At 44.2% G+C, this 19,114-nt stretch carries 7 protein-coding genes, 6 tRNA genes and 3 rRNA genes; 14 read left to right on the forward strand and 2 right to left on the reverse strand.

Going from position 1 to position 19,114, the window contains the following annotated elements; translation table 11 throughout:
* The first annotated feature begins 562 nt into the window (after positions 1 to 562).
* Together glmU and glmS are read left to right on the forward strand one after the other, a co-directional pair.
* On the forward strand, positions 563 to 1,924 hold the full coding sequence (glmU, locus tag GKR41_RS00290; RefSeq protein WP_226809872.1) for a bifunctional UDP-N-acetylglucosamine diphosphorylase/glucosamine-1-phosphate N-acetyltransferase GlmU: 1,362 nt from the start codon (positions 563 to 565) through the stop codon (positions 1,922 to 1,924).
* A gap of 60 nt (positions 1,925 to 1,984) precedes the next feature.
* Complete coding sequence (gene glmS, locus GKR41_RS00295; protein ID WP_226809873.1) at positions 1,985 to 3,805, forward strand: glutamine--fructose-6-phosphate transaminase (isomerizing); 1,821 nt, start codon at positions 1,985 to 1,987, stop codon at positions 3,803 to 3,805.
* A 2,196-nt stretch (positions 3,806 to 6,001) separates the two neighbouring features.
* Here the strand turns inward: glmS and GKR41_RS00300 are convergent.
* Entirely contained in the window at positions 6,002 to 6,139 is a 138-nt protein-coding gene (locus GKR41_RS00300; RefSeq protein ID WP_226809874.1) for a hypothetical protein, read from the reverse strand.
* 578 nt (positions 6,140 to 6,717) lie between these two features.
* On the reverse strand, positions 6,718 to 7,407 hold the full coding sequence (locus GKR41_RS00305; protein WP_226809875.1) for an orotate phosphoribosyltransferase: 690 nt from the start codon (positions 7,405 to 7,407) through the stop codon (positions 6,718 to 6,720).
* Positions 7,408 to 11,046: 3,639 nt separating this feature from the next.
* Between GKR41_RS00305 and GKR41_RS00310 the strand changes: the two genes are divergently transcribed.
* From GKR41_RS00310 to nusG, 12 genes are all read left to right on the forward strand, one after another.
* Positions 11,047 to 12,577: ribosomal RNA gene (locus GKR41_RS00310) — 16S ribosomal RNA — on the forward strand.
* A gap of 66 nt (positions 12,578 to 12,643) precedes the next feature.
* A tRNA-Ile gene (locus GKR41_RS00315) sits at positions 12,644 to 12,720 on the forward strand.
* Between the two features lie 38 nt (positions 12,721 to 12,758).
* A tRNA-Ala gene (locus GKR41_RS00320) sits at positions 12,759 to 12,834 on the forward strand.
* A gap of 246 nt (positions 12,835 to 13,080) precedes the next feature.
* A 23S ribosomal RNA gene (locus tag GKR41_RS00325) occupies positions 13,081 to 15,962 on the forward strand.
* A 90-nt stretch (positions 15,963 to 16,052) separates the two neighbouring features.
* A 5S ribosomal RNA gene (gene rrf, locus GKR41_RS00330) occupies positions 16,053 to 16,166 on the forward strand.
* Together the 16S, 23S and 5S rRNA genes with 5 tRNA genes alongside form the textbook arrangement of a ribosomal RNA operon.
* Before the next feature lie 260 nt (positions 16,167 to 16,426).
* A tRNA-Tyr gene (locus GKR41_RS00335) sits at positions 16,427 to 16,512 on the forward strand.
* A 36-nt stretch (positions 16,513 to 16,548) separates the two neighbouring features.
* Positions 16,549 to 16,622: transfer RNA gene (locus tag GKR41_RS00340), tRNA-Gly, on the forward strand.
* A gap of 14 nt (positions 16,623 to 16,636) precedes the next feature.
* Positions 16,637 to 16,711, forward strand: a tRNA-Thr gene (locus tag GKR41_RS00345).
* Positions 16,712 to 16,781: 70 nt separating this feature from the next.
* Positions 16,782 to 17,972, forward strand: coding sequence for an elongation factor Tu (gene tuf / locus GKR41_RS00350; protein ID WP_226809876.1), 1,191 nt, complete (start codon positions 16,782 to 16,784; stop codon positions 17,970 to 17,972).
* 56 nt (positions 17,973 to 18,028) lie between these two features.
* Positions 18,029 to 18,104 (forward strand) — tRNA-Trp (locus GKR41_RS00355).
* A gap of 39 nt (positions 18,105 to 18,143) precedes the next feature.
* Entirely contained in the window at positions 18,144 to 18,518 is a 375-nt protein-coding gene (secE, locus tag GKR41_RS00360; RefSeq protein WP_226809877.1) for a preprotein translocase subunit SecE, read from the forward strand.
* A 7-nt stretch (positions 18,519 to 18,525) separates the two neighbouring features.
* A complete protein-coding gene (gene nusG, locus GKR41_RS00365) occupies positions 18,526 to 19,083 on the forward strand; it encodes a transcription termination/antitermination protein NusG (protein ID WP_226809878.1) in 558 nt (185 codons plus the stop codon).
* Positions 19,084 to 19,114: the final 31 nt, after the last annotated feature.

Genomic DNA, 19,114 nt, shown 5'->3' on the forward strand with positions numbered 1-19,114 from the left:
TGACCAAGATTGAGGTTTTGCTGCGGCGATATTCTACAAACGATTTTACTAGCATGCTCTCAGTAGATGGTTCGAGAGTTACTCTTCCTAGACTGTAATTCGATAAAAACTAGCATACCGTGATTCGGTTATGTACCTCTGTAAAAAAGAATGCTCTGTAGAGAGTATGCATAGTTCCGTGAATTTTAGGTTATTCCATAAATGTACGCAGTAGCTAGTACGAACCTGCGACTTAATGAGATGGAGATCTAACTTTGGGAATGCAATTACCCCAAAGAATCGGAGTACATGTTAAACCGCTTAGACGATATTATGTGATCGCGCCTGACGTATCGTTTTATTTTCAAATAACACACTATAAGCCGGGACGATCTATGGGCGATAGTGAGTTCAACGATAAACCATATACCATACCTATACTAGTAGTGGTATCTCCCGATTTGGGTAATTCAACTCGTCGAAAGCTATATTTTCAATATATCTGTTCGTTGGTTACGCTACAGAATAAAGTAAGCCCGGTACAAAAAATTATCTCCTTGAGATATCCCCGGATATTGATGCGGTGAATATTGTCATTCTTGCGGCTGGCATAGGAAAACGCATGCACTCAGAGCGACCGAAAGTATTACAACCACTAGCCGGACGACCAGTGCTATCGCATGTTATTGCTACAGCTCGTACACTAGCGACAAGTCCACTCATTGTAGTAGTCGGACATGGTGCCGACGCCGTATGCAAGGCTATCGACGCACCCGATATTAAATTTGTTCTACAAGCTGATCAACTGGGTACCGGTCACGCAGTTCAACAAGCGCTTCCATTTATTGACCTAGCACTGCCTACTCTAGTGCTGTACGGCGATGTTCCACTCACGCGAGCTTCAACACTACGTCGGCTGGTTAAGGCAGCCGCTAACGGACATTATGGGGTGCTTACTGTAACGGTAGATGATCCCTTCGGTTATGGTCGCATAATACGGAATTCCGCCGGACGCATTATTAATATAATAGAGCAAAAAGATGCTAATTCGTGGCAACGAGAAATTTGCGAGATTAATACTGGTATCGTTATCTCGCCCAGCAGACGACTCGAGGCTTGGCTCAGCTCGTTGAAAAACGATAATATTCAGCGCGAATTTTACTTAACAGATGTCGTCGAGCAAGCAATTAATGACGGTATTGAGATTGTGGGTGTACAGCCAGATGATATCTGGGAGGCGATTGGCGTAAATAACAAGCGTCAATTAGCTGATCTAGAGCGCGTTTACCAGCGTAATGAGGCACAGCGATTGCTAGACGCAGGAGTCACATTGATTGATCCGTCTCGTATCGACGTGCGTGGTACGCTAGAGTGCGGGTCTGAAGTACTGATCGATGTCAACTGTGTATTTGAAGGACACGTTGTACTGGGTAACTATGTCAGTATTGAGCCAAACTGCGTTATCCGAGAGACGACAATCGGCGAAGGTGTACGCGTAAACGCGTTCACGTATGTCGACGGTGCTCATCTAGGGAAGAATGTTGTATTAGGCCCATATGCGCGGCTACGTTCCGGGACAATTCTGTCTAGCAACGCACATGTAGGTAACTTCGTAGAGGTTAAGAACGCAGTGCTGGGACATTACGCGAAAGCTAATCATTTGAGCTATATAGGCGATGCCGATATCGGGGCGCGCGTAAACATTGGTGCCGGAACAATCACCTGTAACTATGATGGGGTAAACAAACATCGTACCATTATCTGCGATGATGTGTTTATAGGATCTGATACTCAACTTATTGCACCAGTTACCGTGGGTTCTGGAGCAACACTCGCAGCCGGTACGACTGTATGGCATGATGTGCCTGCCAGGGCACTGGTACTAAATGAAAAAACGCAGGTCGAAAAGCTGGAGTATGTACGCCCAGCCAAGAAAAAAGCTTAAACAGATACTCTTAGATAAGCTGGTAGAATCTGGTAACCACTATTTTGACGGATACATATCATGTGTGGCATTGTTGGCGCGGTAGCGAAACGTAATATTGTCCCGGTTCTTGTCGAAGGGTTGCGACGCCTGGAATACCGCGGATACGATTCGTGTGGTGTAGCCGCTATCGACGGCAATGGCGTTGCCCGGTGTGCTCGTAGCGTATTACGCGTAGCGGACCTCGAACGACAGATTCGCGACACAAAACTTCTTGGTGAAACAGGTATCGCGCATACGCGATGGGCGACGCATGGGGCACCAGTTACGCATAACGCGCATCCGATTTTCTCGCATAATATGATTGCGCTAGTGCACAATGGGATTATCGAAAACTATGCGGCTCTTCGTAAAAGCCTACGAGCGAGTGGTTATAAGTTTGTCACACAGACTGATAGCGAGGTTATTGCCCATCTAATCTATAGCGTTTATCGTGATGACCTATTTTCGGCTGTACGAGAAGCAGTGAAGCTTCTTCATGGGGCCTACGCAATTGCAGTTTTTTCAAAGAACCAACCGCATCGACTATGCTGTGCACGTGGTGGCTCACCACTGGTAGTGGGGTTGGGAGAGCACGAGCATTTTCTAGCCTCAGATACGCTAGCCCTAGCAGGCAGTACTAATCGTTTTATTTTCCTTAAAGAAGGCGATGTGGTCGAATTGACGCTCGATAGCGTTCGGATCGCAAGCCGTAATGGAGAGCTTGTACAGCGGCTGGTGCATACCGTCAACACTTATAGTGATGCAGTGGAACTCGGGCCCTACCGACACTTCATGAAGAAGGAGATATTTGAGCAGCCGCAGGCTATTGCAGATACGATTGCGCATATCGACGCATTTGATCCTGAACTATTCGGAACTGGCGCTAGTGATGTGTTTAAGGAAACCGATAGCCTCTTAATTCTTGCGTGCGGCACTAGCTATTACTCCGGCCTGACAGCGAAATACTGGCTTGAATCAATCGCTAAAATTCCTACTCAAGTTGAGATCGCCAGCGAGTATCGCTATCGTGACTCCGTACCAAACCATCGATCATTAGTTGTAGTCATCTCTCAGTCTGGTGAGACAGCGGATACCCTCGCTGGACTGAAGCATGCGCATGCGCTTGGACATTCGAATACGATGGCGATTTGCAATGTGGAAAGCAGCACGATAGTACGACTCACCACACTGCGCTTTCTAACGCACGCGGGTACCGAAATTGGCGTGGCTTCAACAAAGTCATTTACAACGCAGCTCGTCGCTCTGTTCGTTCTTACGGTAACGCTAAAATGGTTGCGCAGTAATACTGATGCTGGTCTTCAAACGCAGTATCTAAAACAATTGCGACACCTTCCGGCCGCACTCAACAGCGTGCTTGCGCTTGAGCCTCAGATCATTGCATGGGCCAAAGCATTTTCACACAAAGAAAATGCATTGTTTCTTGGAAGGGGCATGCATTATCCAATTGCACTAGAGGGCGCATTAAAATTAAAAGAAACCTCATATATTCATGCTGAGGCATATCCAGCTGGCGAACTCAAGCATGGACCACTCGCGTTAGTGACCAAAGCAATGCCGGTAGTTACCGTTGCTCCTAATGATATTTTGCTGGAAAAACTAAAGGCTAATATTCAGGAAGTTCGCGCACGAGGTGGCCAGCTCTATGTATTTGCTGATGCAGATACGCGAATTGTTAACGATGAAGGCTTACATGTGATCCGGATGCCCGAGCATTATGGGCTGTTATCGCCGATTTTGCATGTAGTTCCATTGCAATTGCTTGCATATCATACTGCCTGTGCACGCGGTACCGACGTAGACAAGCCTCGTAATCTAGCTAAGTCAGTGACGGTAGAATAATAGATTAGATATTTTTAAACGCGTTATTAAATATTTCGATGCGAGATGATAATCTATAAGGTTATTATATGTTGCAATTCGGTGGATTTGCAGATTGTGCGCAAGGTGTTGCACTTCTCAGGTTAAGCGGATAATAGCCTGAAGTAGCTTACAGGCTAGATCGATCGATCATGTGCTATAAATACAGCGTGTCCAATCTACAAAGGTGCAGAATAAATATAAAGTGCATTGCTTGGATTGATCTTCCATGCCAGAGCACGTGGAACTGTTCCGACATACGTGCAGCAGGGTGATTCGGAATTTTATAGTGCTGGTAGATAATTAACCACCTCACAAATGCTGAGTACTGTATAACTGATGGTATTCAATAGTGAAATCGTAATAACGGTAATTGTTAATCTTTTAAATTTAGCGTTTTTAGATTTTTTGTAAACTTTTTATATAATATTTGATACAGCAGATCTTAACTATATAGTTGAGCGTTCCGAAATACAGCAACTATAGATTATTAGTCGTCTGTTTTTTAGTTTTTTAGGTTAAAAGTTATGTATCGTGCAGTAGATAACAAACTAAATCAGCTCAAATAGCTATACACGCATCTTGCTAGATGGCAAAAGTAAAAGTTAGTTGGGAAACTTTATAGTATAACTTATGCATGCAATAAATATTGCGATGTCTAGCACGAGCGATATGTATCTATCTTTAAAATAAAGAATACTGCTATACCTAGTAGGTAGGATGGAAGGGAAAGTTTGATGATATGCCTCGAGTTTTTAATAAACACAGGGAATTTGTATTGACACCGGTAAATTAACAATCGGGCGACTCATCTTATTATTCAGCATCCTTATTTAAAATAATTAAGCACAAATATCCTGGAATTAGCAGCGTATACTGTACCCAAGCACTAGCGTTTAATCAAAGTAATTAGACGCTGGCTTTTATCTAACTTGTTTGAGATTTAATATAAGCTTGCATTTTTAGGAGGTAGGCGCTAGACTGGTTATGTTCTTCCTCATACAAATTCAAATTTAGCCCGCCGCTTGGCGGGTTTTTTTTGAGTAACGTAGTCGATATAAAACTGCCGCACTTATTATACGGCCACTTAGTGCTGGCCTTAGATTATCTTTTTCTTATAATAAGAGTGTATTTATCCTCGGATTTTCCCTTAGTGGTGGTATTATCTTCAGATATATGTCACTCGGACAAAAAACAGGTAAATACTCACGTTTTTGGAAATTAGATATTGATCTATATCTTTATAATACCAAAGATTACTTATATTGCCGCTAGCATGAATTTCAAGACGATAGTGCATAAAGTCGGATTTAGCGTTATAAATGTCGTAGAAATCAGAGTTTGAAACTATTAATATAGTTAACTAGTTGGTATGTTATGGTGCATAGGAAAAGATGTTTGTTATAGAAGCCTCATACGAAATCATCTACACCGATCATAAGGTTCATACACAGCAAAACTCCATCTGATGCAGCTTTTCTTTGGCTGTCAAGTTGCGAAATCGCTATAATTTTCTCTGCATTCCAAAAGACAAAAAGTCAACTCGATTGATATCATATTAGCTTGTGCATCGAAAAATTTATCGTCTAGATTTTCTTGAGAACCGAATGACATAACTCGAACAAACGTTTCACCGGTATAGTAGTTGGCAGCACGGTATGAATATCAGTTAGGTTACCTGCTATCTTAATTTCCCCTGGGGGGTAGGTTATAACCACTATCTCCTTATAACGCGCATTGACAATCAGCTCTAGCATTAGCATTAGCCCGGAATAGATCCTCATTTCTGGAAAGTGTTGTATATCTGCCTAAGTGCAAAGGAGTGGACTTAATAATGCATGGGTAGAGTAATTCTCATGCGGCAGGATTAATTTTTGCCGCCACTACTGCATCTAGTAATCGAATAGTTTGTCTCGACGAACTGGCGGCTCAATATCTGCGGAGATAGTGGATGCATTTCTAAAATGAACGCTAACGCATGGCGTCTGAGTACTGCAATGGGCTTTCTCAATGTATTTTCTTCCGCTGTCTACAGTTTAGCTTGGGTAAACTGTAGACCTATCTTGTTGCGCTCGGGACGCCATGCTAGGTCGTAAACACATGGTCAATTTAACTAGCGATACGGATGCGCGCGAGGTAGTATTTAGTAGGAATAGAGGATAACGTCAGAAGCATTAATCAGTTGCCATCACTTATTAGAATTTTGCTCTTATCCTCATCAACGCGTAACACTTCAATATCGCGCCGTTTGCTCGATATTGAAGTGTTTAGCCCAGTTGTATCATTCTGTTTATCGACAAAAACTTTTATTTTCAATACATGCCTACTTCGTACAATGACACCAAAAATACTTTATATAAGTACGACAGAGATGCGGCGATTTTAAAGAGAAATCTATTTCTATTGGGGAGGGCGCTATGCTAATTCGTAGCGGTGGTTAGGCGGTCCTGAAGATTAGCGGCAGTCTAGGTACGTAGAGTTCTATTAAGCCAAAATAAGACACTTTCCTAAAGAGCCTTAGACGCCGGGGATTGAATGCATGGCGTACGTCGTCTACCGCAAGAATCGGGTCAGCAGTATTAGATACCAAAAAGTCCGTAGAATAATTTATTCTACTATCTATATCTCTATTATAGATTGTGTGTAGCATATTCTAGTTGTAGTTGAGATTCGTGCTACGCGCTAACTCAGGTTAGTCATGGGGGTGTTATGGGCAATCTTCTGATAGGCTGTTCAAGCGGTAGATATTCTAAGCATAGGGTGAGAACAAAATGTAAACATGCGTTTAGTATTGGCTAGATAGAATAGGACTAGATAGTATCTGCTACTCTCACATGCTAGCCGCAGATTCTAGCCATTACGGCTGAAGGTTTTCCAGTTTCGATAGATTCTACTCACTCTTGTGACGCAGATATCACGCCACCATGTTCCGCTGACCACTGGGCGGGGGCGTGGAGGAACTTCTCGATCTCATCTAGTGTTCTCGCGTCAAAATATTTTTTATCTCTAGCTACGCGTAGCAGGTCCCACCACGTCGCTAATGCATGTAGATCGACACCGATATCTTGAAGAGCCGACATATTTTCTCTGAAAATATTGTAGTGGAATAGTATAAAACAGTGCTCAACACTCGCGCCGGCGGTGCGTAGTGCATTGATGAAGTTAATCTTGCTTCGGCTATCAGTTGTTAGATCCTCGACCAGTAAAACTTGCGAACCTTCCTGCAAAACCCCCTCAATTTGTGCATTACGGCCGAAACCTTTTGGCTTCTTACGAATATATTGCATCGGCAAGCCCATGCGATCGGCAATCCATGCAGCAAATGGGATTCCGGCAGTTTCTCCACCTGCTACAGAAGTAATTTTTTCGAATCCAATGTGGGTATAAATAACCGATTCGGCCATGTCCATTAATGCATTGCGTACTCGTGGATAAGAGATGAGTTTCCGGCAATCGACATAGACTGGGCTAGCCCATCCGGATGTGAAGATATACGGTTTTTCGGCGTTGAAGTAAATAGCCCGTACCTCTAGCAGAATCCTAGAGGTAGCGTCGGAGATTGTTTGACGATCGATATCTATCATCGAAATTCCTTAAAATATAGGTGGGCTATGTAGAATCATACCTTTCGTATAACTCACGGTTATAAATTATTAGGATACTATTTTTCTTGACTATGCTTTGAGTTACTATGCGAACCGGCTAGTTGTTGAGCAATGGTTGATAGATTAAAAATCTTTTTGCAACTATATCTAATTCTATATGGTTATATACGTCACATTATAGAGAAATAATAAAAGAACAGAACTCTTACCCATTATTGAAATTAAAATCCCGGCAAGCTCTTGGTCATCCCGCAATAATCGCTATCCAATTAGATTAACCAGTCAACCAATTATTCTTGAATCGTACATAAAAATTAATGCTGAGCTATATAATGCGTAAATCTATACCTTTCTAAGCAAAGTAGTTAATGTCGATAACATACCAGTCGTTGTCTGGAATTGTCTGGACAAGTTAGTAATAGTTAGTAATTAAAAATTACGGAATTTTTATGTAAATAAGGATTTTATTGTCATATGCGATAGCAAGCATTCGAAATGTGACCTGGGCATGTATACCTTAAATATACGATCGGATTATGAAGTTAGGATAGTAACCAGGTAGTTTCATACTATATGTCCAATGTATCACCGTAACATCTTGTTTGCATTAGAATCAAGTGATTCTATGCGTTTTTCAGACTTCAGTCGATAGTAGCTGATAGCTACAGATCAGTATGTTAAATATGACTTGTGTGAGCTCAAGTGCCGCCTAACGTCTCACAAACTTGCCTGGTAGCAAGCTGCGATTCCTAGAAGATATATCCGCAATATTTAAGCTGTCTATAAAGATATATTCGTGTCAGATCATTGGTCGCTATATAAAAATATAAATGACGACTATGAAAACGCGGCTATATTAGAAGTATATGCATAGAGCAATATACGTGCTAGAAATCGCTATTCTAGACGCTCTCGATACGCTCGAGAGGCTATGTTTTCTCTTCAGACTTGATATCCTAATTGAATATATAGATAGAAATCCGAGCTGACTATATAGGACAGATCTGCTAACGGCATGCACTACGCGTTCCACATCGCAGGGCTTGACCGATATGGACGGTTAGATATATAGGACACCTATGCAGACCAGCTTAAGGTTATTAACGAGGAGCTCGTATTGACCAGGCTATTGACTTGGAGAATTACTGAAGTAAGATAACATATGTAAACACTGCGCCGAAGCTTGTAACTCATAGCGGGCATTATTTCACTGAGCCCCCCCCCGTATGAGCTCTTTAGATGAGTGAGGTGCGAGACATTTGACGCACAAATTACTCAGTTGAGTTTACGGAGTGTGTCCGCGGTCTAGACTCTCCCTCTATTGATACGCTCAGATAGTCATTGAAAGAATATTATTAATAACTAAATTTAAAACTTTCTCGTGCCGGATTATGTGATTATAAGCCCTGACTCTAGAGAAAATTCAGTTAAAGAATTGCGCAGCAGCGCAATAGAATGGCGATGTCTAGAGCAAACAGTAGTCGGTTGATAGAACTACAATGCCATCGTATTGGTTAATTAAACACGAAGCTATCTTTCGAGATCTGGACGGTAAGGTCACTCACTGCCCTTTCTTGATCATCGGAATGTATACAACATAGTTTAATGACGTATAGACTCTAGTATAAGGAGTTTTCTTATTGGTGTAGTAGTTAAAATCGAGCGCGCATACGCCTAGACCGGCTAAAACAGTCTGCAGCGCACTGATTGGCAACTAGCCAGCCGGATATGTGTGTAGCTGGATGGTTGCTGCTAATACCATTCAATATTGATGCGCTGCTTCAGTATTGAATAACTAAAGTGACACTTAGGTGTCATTCTCATGTGATTTTGCGAACTTATTTATAGGGTGGGTGATGATAACTAGCTGGTCGCTAGCTTTTACAAGTTTATTTGCGTTTAGTTATAATGGTTGCGCTCTTTCTCTATTGGAAGTCTTTTGATCAGCGTGACATCAAAAACTTAGCCTTGCTTTATATTTGATACTAACATATCTAGTATATAGATAATAAATCTTCCTGTTTTGGATAAGCACTCTCGTTAGAGACTGTGCTGCAGAATCTATGTGTATTAGCTAGTAATATATAAAAGCCCAAGTATTAATAGCATTATAGGAGATGCAGATCTTATCAATGATAAGGATTATTCGTACGGTACATATAATATATTTTATTTGTGGGAGCACACTGGACTAGTGATGACGTGCAGAATAGCGTATCGATTATTCGATCGAGCAAAAAAACTATAGTTTCTGCGGCACTGTTCCGGTGTAATCAGCTACCTTCTATTCCGGGCTTAGTAGTAAAGAGTCTTCTTTCATTTCAATCTCAGATTATGATTAGTTTGTATAATTCTGTAAAGTTTTGATGATTTCATCATTATATTTCAAAAGACCTACTGCAGTGCTATGAGGGTGTTCAGTAGAACTGAACGATCGTATATATAAATAGTTTTATCAAAGATTTTTTACCTAGAGAAATCGTACTAACTAGTTAATTCATAGCTTTAATCATCGTCAATGCACCACAGTTTCTTGTATAAGAAGCCAAATTTTTAAGATAGGGCGGGTGGTATTACCAATATTATGTCCTTACATATAAGAAATATACAAAAAATATACTAGGTTTATTCGATCTTTATTATTCCAGCAATTCTAGTGACTCATCTATGGTGTTCGAGGTGGTAAGTGTGCTTTTGCTAAAGGTCTATTCAGCGCACTTCCCGCAAGGTCCGTCACCAAATGTGAATTTACTAGGTATGTCTTAGCTATGACCATTCAGTGATATCTTGTTTGACGATCCGGCGCAGCTTACGGCAGTTTAATTAATCAATCGATAGAAATAACTTTTATCTAAACGTCAATATATAAGCATCTATAGAAATATTAGCTATCGACGGTGCGATGTATAGCACATTCGCATACTCTAATAGATAGAAATTAATGATAGCCTCTAAGTTTTCGAGGAATCTTAAAACCAAAGCTGCATAAGCGATTGAATCAAGATAGATAAAATTTTTGAGAGCATAATAATCTGTAGTTGTTAGTCCAGATTCTGGAGATTAATCATTCTCTTACAGCCGCAAAAATACAAAAGTAGTACAATAAGAAACTTAAATAAAATGATTATCAATTGGCATCAACTATTTTTTACCGAAGACTCAGAAAAAGAGAGTATCGACTCTAATTTTGGGATTAATTAAAGATAGTAAGTCACTAAATTTGTGATATAAATAGCGTTATACAGGAAGATAATAAATAATTATGCCCCAAAGAGCCTAATAAGATTTTTAAGAAAGTTTTTAAGAAAGCTCTTGACGTTTCGCAGCATTACATTGAGAATGTTAGTTCTTTGCTAATACTATGGCAAAGTGTCGAGAGTACTTTAGCTCAAATAACTGAGCTAAAGTAAGCTCAGTACAACGTTCTTTAAAAAAGTAACAGCCGATAAGTGTGGGTACTTGATGGCTAGACTAGCTACACCCTATGTTCTACACTGGGTGTAGAAAATCAAAGAAAATCATCAAGTCTCATGCAAAATAAAAAACAAGTTTTAAAAAACTTGTCAATGTTTTGGGTTGAGCGACAAAGCTTAAAAAGCTTAAATAAGTAACAGGTTTAAACTAAAGAGTTTGATCCTGGCTCAGATTAAACGCTGGCGGCATGCCTTACACATGCAAGTCGAACGGCAACGCGGGCTTCGGCCTGGCGGCGAGTGGCGAACGGGTGAGTAATACATCGGAACGTGTCTTAGAGTGGGGGATAGCCCGGCGAAAGCCGAATTAATACCGCATACACTCTCAAGAGAAAAGCGGGGGACCTTCGGGCCTCGCGCTCAAAGAGCGGCCGATGGCAGATTAGCTAGTTGGTAGGGTAAAGGCTTACCAAGGCGACGATCTGTAGCTGGTCTGAGAGGACGGTCAGCCACACTGGGACTGAGACACGGCCCAGACTCCTACGGGAGGCAGCAGTGGGGAATTTTGGACAATGGGGGAAACCCTGATCCAGCAATGCCGCGTGTGTGAAGAAGGCCCTCGGGTTGTAAAGCACTTTTGTCCGGAAAGAAAGCAATTTAGTTAATACCTAAATTGGATGACGGTACCGGAAGAATAAGCACCGGCTAACTACGTGCCAGCAGCCGCGGTAATACGTAGGGTGCGAGCGTTAATCGGAATTACTGGGCGTAAAGCGTGCGCAGGTGGTTTGCTAAGACCAATGTGAAATCCCCGGGCTTAACCCGGGAACTGCATAGGTGACTGGCAGTCTAGAGTATGGCAGAGGGAGGTAGAATTCCACGTGTAGCAGTGAAATGCGTAGAGATGTGGAGGAATACCAATGGCGAAGGCAGCCTCCTGGGTCAATACTGACGCTCATGCACGAAAGCGTGGGGAGCAAACAGGATTAGATACCCTGGTAGTCCACGCCCTAAACAATGTCAACTAGTTGTTGGGGATTTATTTCCTTAGTAACGTAGCTAACGCGTGAAGTTGACCGCCTGGGGAGTACGGTCGCAAGATTAAAACTCAAAGGAATTGACGGGGACCCGCACAAGCGGTGGATGATGTGGATTAATTCGATGCAACGCGAAAAACCTTACCTACCCTTGACATGGTCGAAACTCTACTGAGAAGTAGAGGTGCTTGAAAGAGAATCGGCGCACAGGTGCTGCATGGCTGTCGTCAGCTCGTGTCGTGAGATGTTGGGTTAAGTCCCGCAACGAGCGCAACCCTTGTCCCTAGTTGCTACGCAAGAGCACTCTAAGGAAACTGCCGGTGACAAGCCGGAGGAAGGTGGGGATGACGTCAAGTCCTCATGGCCCTTATGGGTAGGGCTTCACACGTCATACAATGGTCGGAACAGAGGGTTGCCAACCCGCGAGGGGGAGCTAATCCCAGAAAACCGATCGTAGTCCGGATTGTAGTCTGCAACTCGACTGCATGAAGCTGGAATCGCTAGTAATCGCGGATCAGCATGTCGCGGTGAATACGTTCCCGGGTCTTGTACACACCGCCCGTCACACCATGGGAGTGGGTTTTACCAGAAGTGGCTAGTCTAACCGCAAGGAAGACGGTTACCACGGTAGGATTCATGACTGGGGTGAAGTCGTAACAAGGTAGCCGTATCGGAAGGTGCGGCTGGATCACCTCCTTTCTAGAGAAAATGTCTATCTGCAAGTACCCACACTTATCGGCTGTAAAGTCACGGGGGACAGACAAAGGGTCTGTAGCTCAGTCGGTTAGAGCACCGTCTTGATAAGGCGGGGGTCGTTGGTTCAAATCCAACCGGACCCACCATGCGTGTCTAGCAAATAAATATCAAACCCAAGAAGCTTGGGGGCATAGCTCAGCTGGGAGAGCACCTGCTTTGCACGCAGGGGGTCGTCGGTTCGATTCCGTCTGCCTCCACCACTGTTTAATTGCAAGTATTCAAGTTTGAGTATTAGTAATTAAATCTGTGTATCAAGAATTTTTTGTTAGCTGTAACGTTCTTTAAAAATCTGGAAAAAGCAGTATATCTATTAGAGCATCTTGAGATGGATGCAAAAATAGATGGGTAGAGAATTTATTTTCTTGAGTAACTCAAAATACTCAAAAAGTATGGCACAGCACAAAGCTCACCCATAACTTGCTCGTTGCAAAACGGACTTGTTATAGGATCAAGCAAGTAAGTGCATGTGGTGGATGCCTTGGCGATCACAAGCGAAGAAAGACGTAGTAGCCTGCGAAAAGCTGCGGGGAGCTGGTAAACAAGCTATAATCCGCAGATGTCTGAATGGGGTAACCCGACCTACATAGGTCATCCGTGATTGAATCTATAGATCATGTGAAGCGAACGCGGCGAACTGAAACATCTAAGTAGCCGTAGGAAAAAAAATCAACCGAGATTCCCAGAGTAGTGGCGAGCGAAATGGGATCAGCCTGTACCATGTAACTCTCTAGTTAACTGAACGCTTTGGAAAAAGCGGCCGCAGTAAGTGATAGCCTTGTAAGTAAAAACTAAAGTGTGGAACTAAGGGTACGATAAGTAAGACGGGACACGTGAAATCTTGTCTGAAGATGGGGGGACCATCCTCCAAGGCTAAATACTCGTGATCGACCGATAGTGAACTAGTACCGTGAGGGAAAGGTGAAAAGAACCCCGAGAGGGGAGTGAAATAGATCCTGAAACCACATGCATACAAACAGTCGGAGCCTTGTAAAGGGTGACGGCGTACCTTTTGTATAATGGGTCAGCGACTTACGTTCAATAGCAAGCTTAACCGATAGGGGAGGCGTAGCGAAAGCGAGTCCGAATAGGGCAATAAGTTGTTGGGCGTAGACCCGAAACCAAGTGATCTATCCATGGCCAGGTTGAAGGTGCGGTAACACGCACTGAAGGACCGAACCCACTAACGTTGAAAAGTTAGGGGATGAGCTGTGGATAGGGGTGAAAGGCCAAACAAACTTGGAAATAGCTGGTTCTCTCCGAAAACTATTTAGGTAGTGCCTCGTGTATCACCTTTGGGGGTAGAGCACTGTCATGGTTGAGGGGTCCATTGCGGATTACTTCGTCATAGCAAACTCCGAATACCGAAGAGTGTAATCACGGGAGACAGACGCCGGGTGCTAACGTCCGACGTCAAAAGGGAAACAACCCAGATCGCCAGCTAAGGTCCCTAAAATTAGCTAAGTGGGAAACGAAGTGGGAAGGCAAAAACAGTCAGGAGGTTGGCTTAGAAGCAGCCATCCTTTAAAGAAAGCGTAATAGCTCACTGATCGAGTCGTCCTGCGCGGAAGATGTAACGGGGCTAAGCTAATTACCGAAGCTGCGAATACGTGCGTAAGTGCGTATGGTAGGAGAGCGTTCCGTAAGCCTGCGAAGGTACACTGAAAAGTGTGCTGGAGGTATCGGAAGTGCGAATGCTGACATGAGTAGCGATAAAGGAGGTGAAAAGCCTCCTCGCCGTAAGCCCAAGGTTTCCTACGCAACGTTCATCGGCGTAGGGTGAGTCGGTCCCTAAGGCGAGGCAGAAATGCGTAGCTGATGGAAAGCAGGTTAATATTCCTGCACCATTGTTAGATGCGATGGGGGGACGGATCGCGGAAGGTTGTCCGGGTGTCGGAAGTCCCGGTCCCTACATTAAAGAAGGTGCTCTGGCAAATCCGGGTACATAATTCAAGGGTGTGGGGCGAGCAGTTTTAAGCTGCAAAGCAATTAGAAGTGGTCCCAAGAAAAGCCTCTAAGCTTCAGTCTAACAAGACCGTACCGCAAACCGACACAGGTGGGCGGGATGAGTATTCTAAGGCGCTTGAGAGAACTCGGGAGAAGGAACTCGGCAAATTGGTACCGTAACTTCGGGATAAGGTACGCCCTATTAGCCTAACTGGCTAGCGCCAGCAGGGTCAAAGGGTTGCAATAAACTGGTGGCTGCGACTGTTTAATAAAAACACAGCACTCTGCAAACACGAAAGTGGACGTATAGGGTGTGACGCCTGCCCGGTGCCGGAAGATTAAATGATGGGGTGCGAGCTCTTGATTGAAGTCCCGGTAAACGGCGGCCGTAACTATAACGGTCCTAAGGTAGCGAAATTCCTTGTCGGGTAAGTTCCGACCTGCACGAATGGCGTAACGATGGCCACACTGTCTCCTCCCGAGACTCAGCGAAGTTGAAGTGTTTGTGATGATGCAATCTACCCGCGGCTAGACGGAAAGACCCCATGAACCTTTACTGTAGCTTTGCATTGGACTTTGAACAAATCTGTGTAGGATAGGTGGGAGGCTTTGAAGTGTGAACGCTAGTTCGCATGGAGCTGTCCTTGAAATACCACCCTGGTTTGTTTGAGGTTCTAACCTAGGACCCTGAAGCGGGTTCGGGAACCGTGCATGGTAGGCAGTTTGACTGGGGCGGTCTCCTCCCAAAGTGTAACGGAGGAGTACGAAGGTACGCTAAGTACGGTCGGAAATCGTGCTGATAGTGCAATGGCATAAGCGTGCTTAACTGCGAGACCGACAAGTCAAGCAGGTGCGAAAGCAGGTCATAGTGATCCGGTGGTTCTGTATGGAAGGGCCATCGCTCAACGGATAAAAGGTACTCTGGGGATAACAGGCTAATACCGCCCAAGAGTTCATATCGACGGCGGTGTTTGGCACCTCGATGTCGGCTCATCTCATCCTGGGGCTGTAGCCGGTCCCAAGGGTATGGCTGTTCGCCATTTAAAGAGGTACGTGAGCTGGGTTTAAAACGTCGTGAGACAGTTTGGTCCCTATCTGCCGTGGGCGTTGGAAGTTTGAGAGGGGCTGCTCCTAGTACGAGAGGACCGGAGTGGACGAACCTCTGGTGTACCGGTTGTCACGCCCGTGGCATCGCCGGGTAGCTATGTTCGGGAGAGATAACCGCTGAAAGCATCTAAGCGGGAAACTTGCCTCAAGATGAGACTTCCCCGGGGACTTGATCCCCTTGAAGGGTCGTTCAAGACTAGGACGTTGATAGGTCGGATGTGTAAGCGCAGTAATGCGTTAAGCTAACCGATACTAATTGCCCGTAAGGCTTGATCCTATAACTGGTCCGTTTTGATGTTGTGCTATTATCTACTAACTGCTTTTACCCCAGACTAGTTACGCGCTATAGCGTAACAACAGTTTTTTGCCTGATGACTATAGTAAGTTGGCCCCACCCCTACCCATCCCGAACAGGACCGTGAAACGACTCCACGCCGATGATAGTGCGGATTGCCCGTGTGAAAGTAGGTAATTGTCAGGCTCTTCTTTTTAAAACACGACGCCCGCTTTAAATAATGAAGCGGGCGTCGTGTTTTAAATCTCCTGAAAATTGGATGGATACTGGAAGTAAGTATCTCATAAGGTTGCATGCAGGTTGCATACTCCAAATAGCCTATACAAGATAGGCAGGCTAGCCCGTATGTTAGGCCATAGAAAAACTAAAATGCGCTATAAGTAAGCGGGCGAGTAGGGGAGGTTGACACTTGCATCCAATTAGCTGACAATGCACATCTTAGGCTAGGAGGGGTGCCCGAGTGGTTAAAGGGGGCAGACTGTAAATCTGTTGGCTCACGCCTACGTTGGTTCGAATCCAACCTCCTCCACCAAAATTTTGCGGTAGCGGTATGAGACAAAACTATATTGCGGGTGTAGCTTAATGGTAAAGCAGAAGCCTTCCAAGCTTATGACGAGGGTTCGATTCCCTTCGCCCGCTCCAATGTTTAAGTGTTTGCCCATGTGGCTCAGTGGTAGAGCACTCCCTTGGTAAGGGAGAGGTCGGCAGTTCAATCCTGCCCATGGGCACCAGTAGACCAGTAAGTCTCAGTAATACGTTTGCGCGCGAAGCAACAGATCAAATCCCTGTTAGGAGCTAAAAATGGCCAAAGGCAAGTTTAGACGAACCAAGCCGCACGTGAACGTAGGTACGATCGGTCATGTTGACCACGGAAAGACTACGCTGACGGCAGCGCTTGCGACAGTGCTCTCGTCGAAATTTGGTGGAGAAGCGAAGAAGTACGATGAGATTGATGCAGCACCAGAAGAAAAAGCCCGTGGTATCACGATTAACACAGCGCATATCGAGTACGAGACAGAACAGCGTCACTACGCACACGTGGACTGTCCGGGTCATGCAGACTACGTAAAGAATATGATAACAGGCGCAGCGCAAATGGACGGTGCGATCCTGGTTGTGTCGGCTGCAGACGGCCCGATGCCGCAAACGCGTGAGCATATTCTACTAGCACGTCAAGTAGGTGTACCGTATATCATTGTTTTCCTCAACAAGTGCGATATGGTAGACGATGCGGAGCTTCTTGAGCTGGTAGAGATGGAGGTTCGCGAGCTACTATCTAAGTATGAGTTCCCTGGCGATAACACGCCAATTATAAAAGGTTCGGCAAAACTAGCGCTAGAAGGGGATAAAGGGGAGTTAGGTGAGGTAGCAATGATGTGTCTAGCTGACGCGCTAGACACATATATTCCAACACCTGAGCGCGCGATTGATGGTACGTTTCTTATGCCAGTGGAAGATGTTTTCTCAATTTCTGGTCGGGGCACAGTAGTCACAGGGCGCGTAGAGCGCGGGGTGATCAAGGTCGGTGAAGAAATAGAGATTGTAGGTATCCGTAACACGGTGAAGACAACATGCACGGGCGTAGAGATGTTCCGAAAGCTGCTAGACCAAGGTCAGGCAGGTGACAACGTAGGTATCTTACTACGAGGCACTAAACGTGAAGATGTAGAGCGTGGCCAAGTACTTGCTAAGCCCGGAACAATTACTCCACATACACAATTCACGGCAGAAGTGTATGTGCTAAGTAAAGATGAGGGTGGGAGACATACACCGTTTTTTAATAACTATAGGCCCCAGTTCTATTTTCGTACAACAGATGTAACGGGTTCCATTGAGTTGCCTACCGACAAAGAAATGGTCATGCCAGGTGATAACGTATCTATCACAGTCAAGTTAATTTCGCCAATCGCGATGGAAGAGGGTCTACGCTTTGCGATCCGCGAGGGTGGACATACTGTTGGTGCCGGTGTTGTTGCTAAAATTATCAAATAAGATCACGGGATTTAAGAACTGCAGTAATGGCGGCTATTGCTGCCATAGCAGATTTTAGGGGTATAGCTCAACTGGTAGAGCGTCGGTCTCCAAAACCGAAGGTTGGGGGTTCGATGCCCTCTGCCCCTGCCAATGTAGCACAGCTTATGCGGTGCGTTTGTTTGGAGTGTTATGGCGCATTCATCCATCGAAACTGTAAATACTACAGGCGATAAACTATTACCTATACTAAGCGTATTGCTCGTTATTGCCGGCATTTCTGCTTTTTATCTTCTAGAGACATATAATTGGTATGTGCGTAGTTTAGTTTTGGTATTTAGTATTTCTGTGGGTATTGCAGTAGAGCTTTATTCCGCCTCAGGAAGAAACTTTATCGCATTCGCGAAAGATTCGTATCACGAAATTTATAAAGTTGTTTGGCCAACTCGAAAAGAAGCCATTCAAACAACTATAGTTGTATTTGGTTTTGTGTTACTGATGGCAATCTATCTTTGGATTAGCGATAAAACTATCGAATGGATTATTTTTTCGCTAATTCTGGGTTGAAAATGATATGAATGATAGCGCAGCGTTATCAGGTGAAAATCGTTGGTATGTCGTGCACGTTTACTCAGGTATGGAAAAAAGCGTACAGCATACGCTCCAAGAGCGTATTAGGCGCGCTGGCATGCAGGATAAATTTGGTCGAATCTTAGTCCCAACAGAAGAAGTCATCGAGATTAAGGGTGGACACAAGTCTCTAACCGAGCGCAGATTTTTTCCAGGCTACGTGCTAGTAGAAATGGTCATGACTGACGAAACATGGCATTTAGTTAAAAATACCGCTAAAGTAACTGGTTTTGTTGGTGGTGCTCGGAATCGCCCAAGCCCAATCTCTCAACATGAAGTTAGTAAGATTATGTCGCAAATGCGTGAGGGTGTCGAGAAACCGCGGCCAAAAACTCTATTTGAGGTTGGAGAGCTTATTCGAGTTAAAGATGGTCCATTTACAGATTTTAATGGTAGCGTCGAAGAGGTTAATTATGAGAAGTCGCGAGTTCGTGTTTCAGTGACTATTTTTGGTCGCGCTACACCGGTTGAGCTTGAGTTCGGGCAGGTTGAAAAAGTCTAAAAAATAAGATTTATTCTTGACATGCACATAT

It is taken from the genome of Candidatus Vallotia laricis (assembly GCF_020541325.1).
Lineage (GTDB): Bacteria > Pseudomonadota > Gammaproteobacteria > Burkholderiales > Burkholderiaceae > Mycetohabitans > Mycetohabitans laricis.

What these genes read in the sequence shown, in the direction of transcription:
- glmS (WP_226809873.1), top strand. Translation starts at nt 1,985, where the DNA reads ATGTGTGGCATTGTTGGCGCGGTAGCGAAACGTAATATTGTCCCGGTT.
- GKR41_RS00305 (WP_226809875.1), bottom strand. Translation starts at nt 7,407, where the DNA reads ATGATAGATATCGATCGTCAAACAATCTCCGACGCTACCTCTAGGATT.
- tuf (WP_226809876.1), top strand. Translation starts at nt 16,782, where the DNA reads ATGGCCAAAGGCAAGTTTAGACGAACCAAGCCGCACGTGAACGTAGGT.
- secE (WP_226809877.1), top strand. Translation starts at nt 18,144, where the DNA reads ATGGCGCATTCATCCATCGAAACTGTAAATACTACAGGCGATAAACTA.
- nusG (WP_226809878.1), top strand. Translation starts at nt 18,526, where the DNA reads ATGAATGATAGCGCAGCGTTATCAGGTGAAAATCGTTGGTATGTCGTG.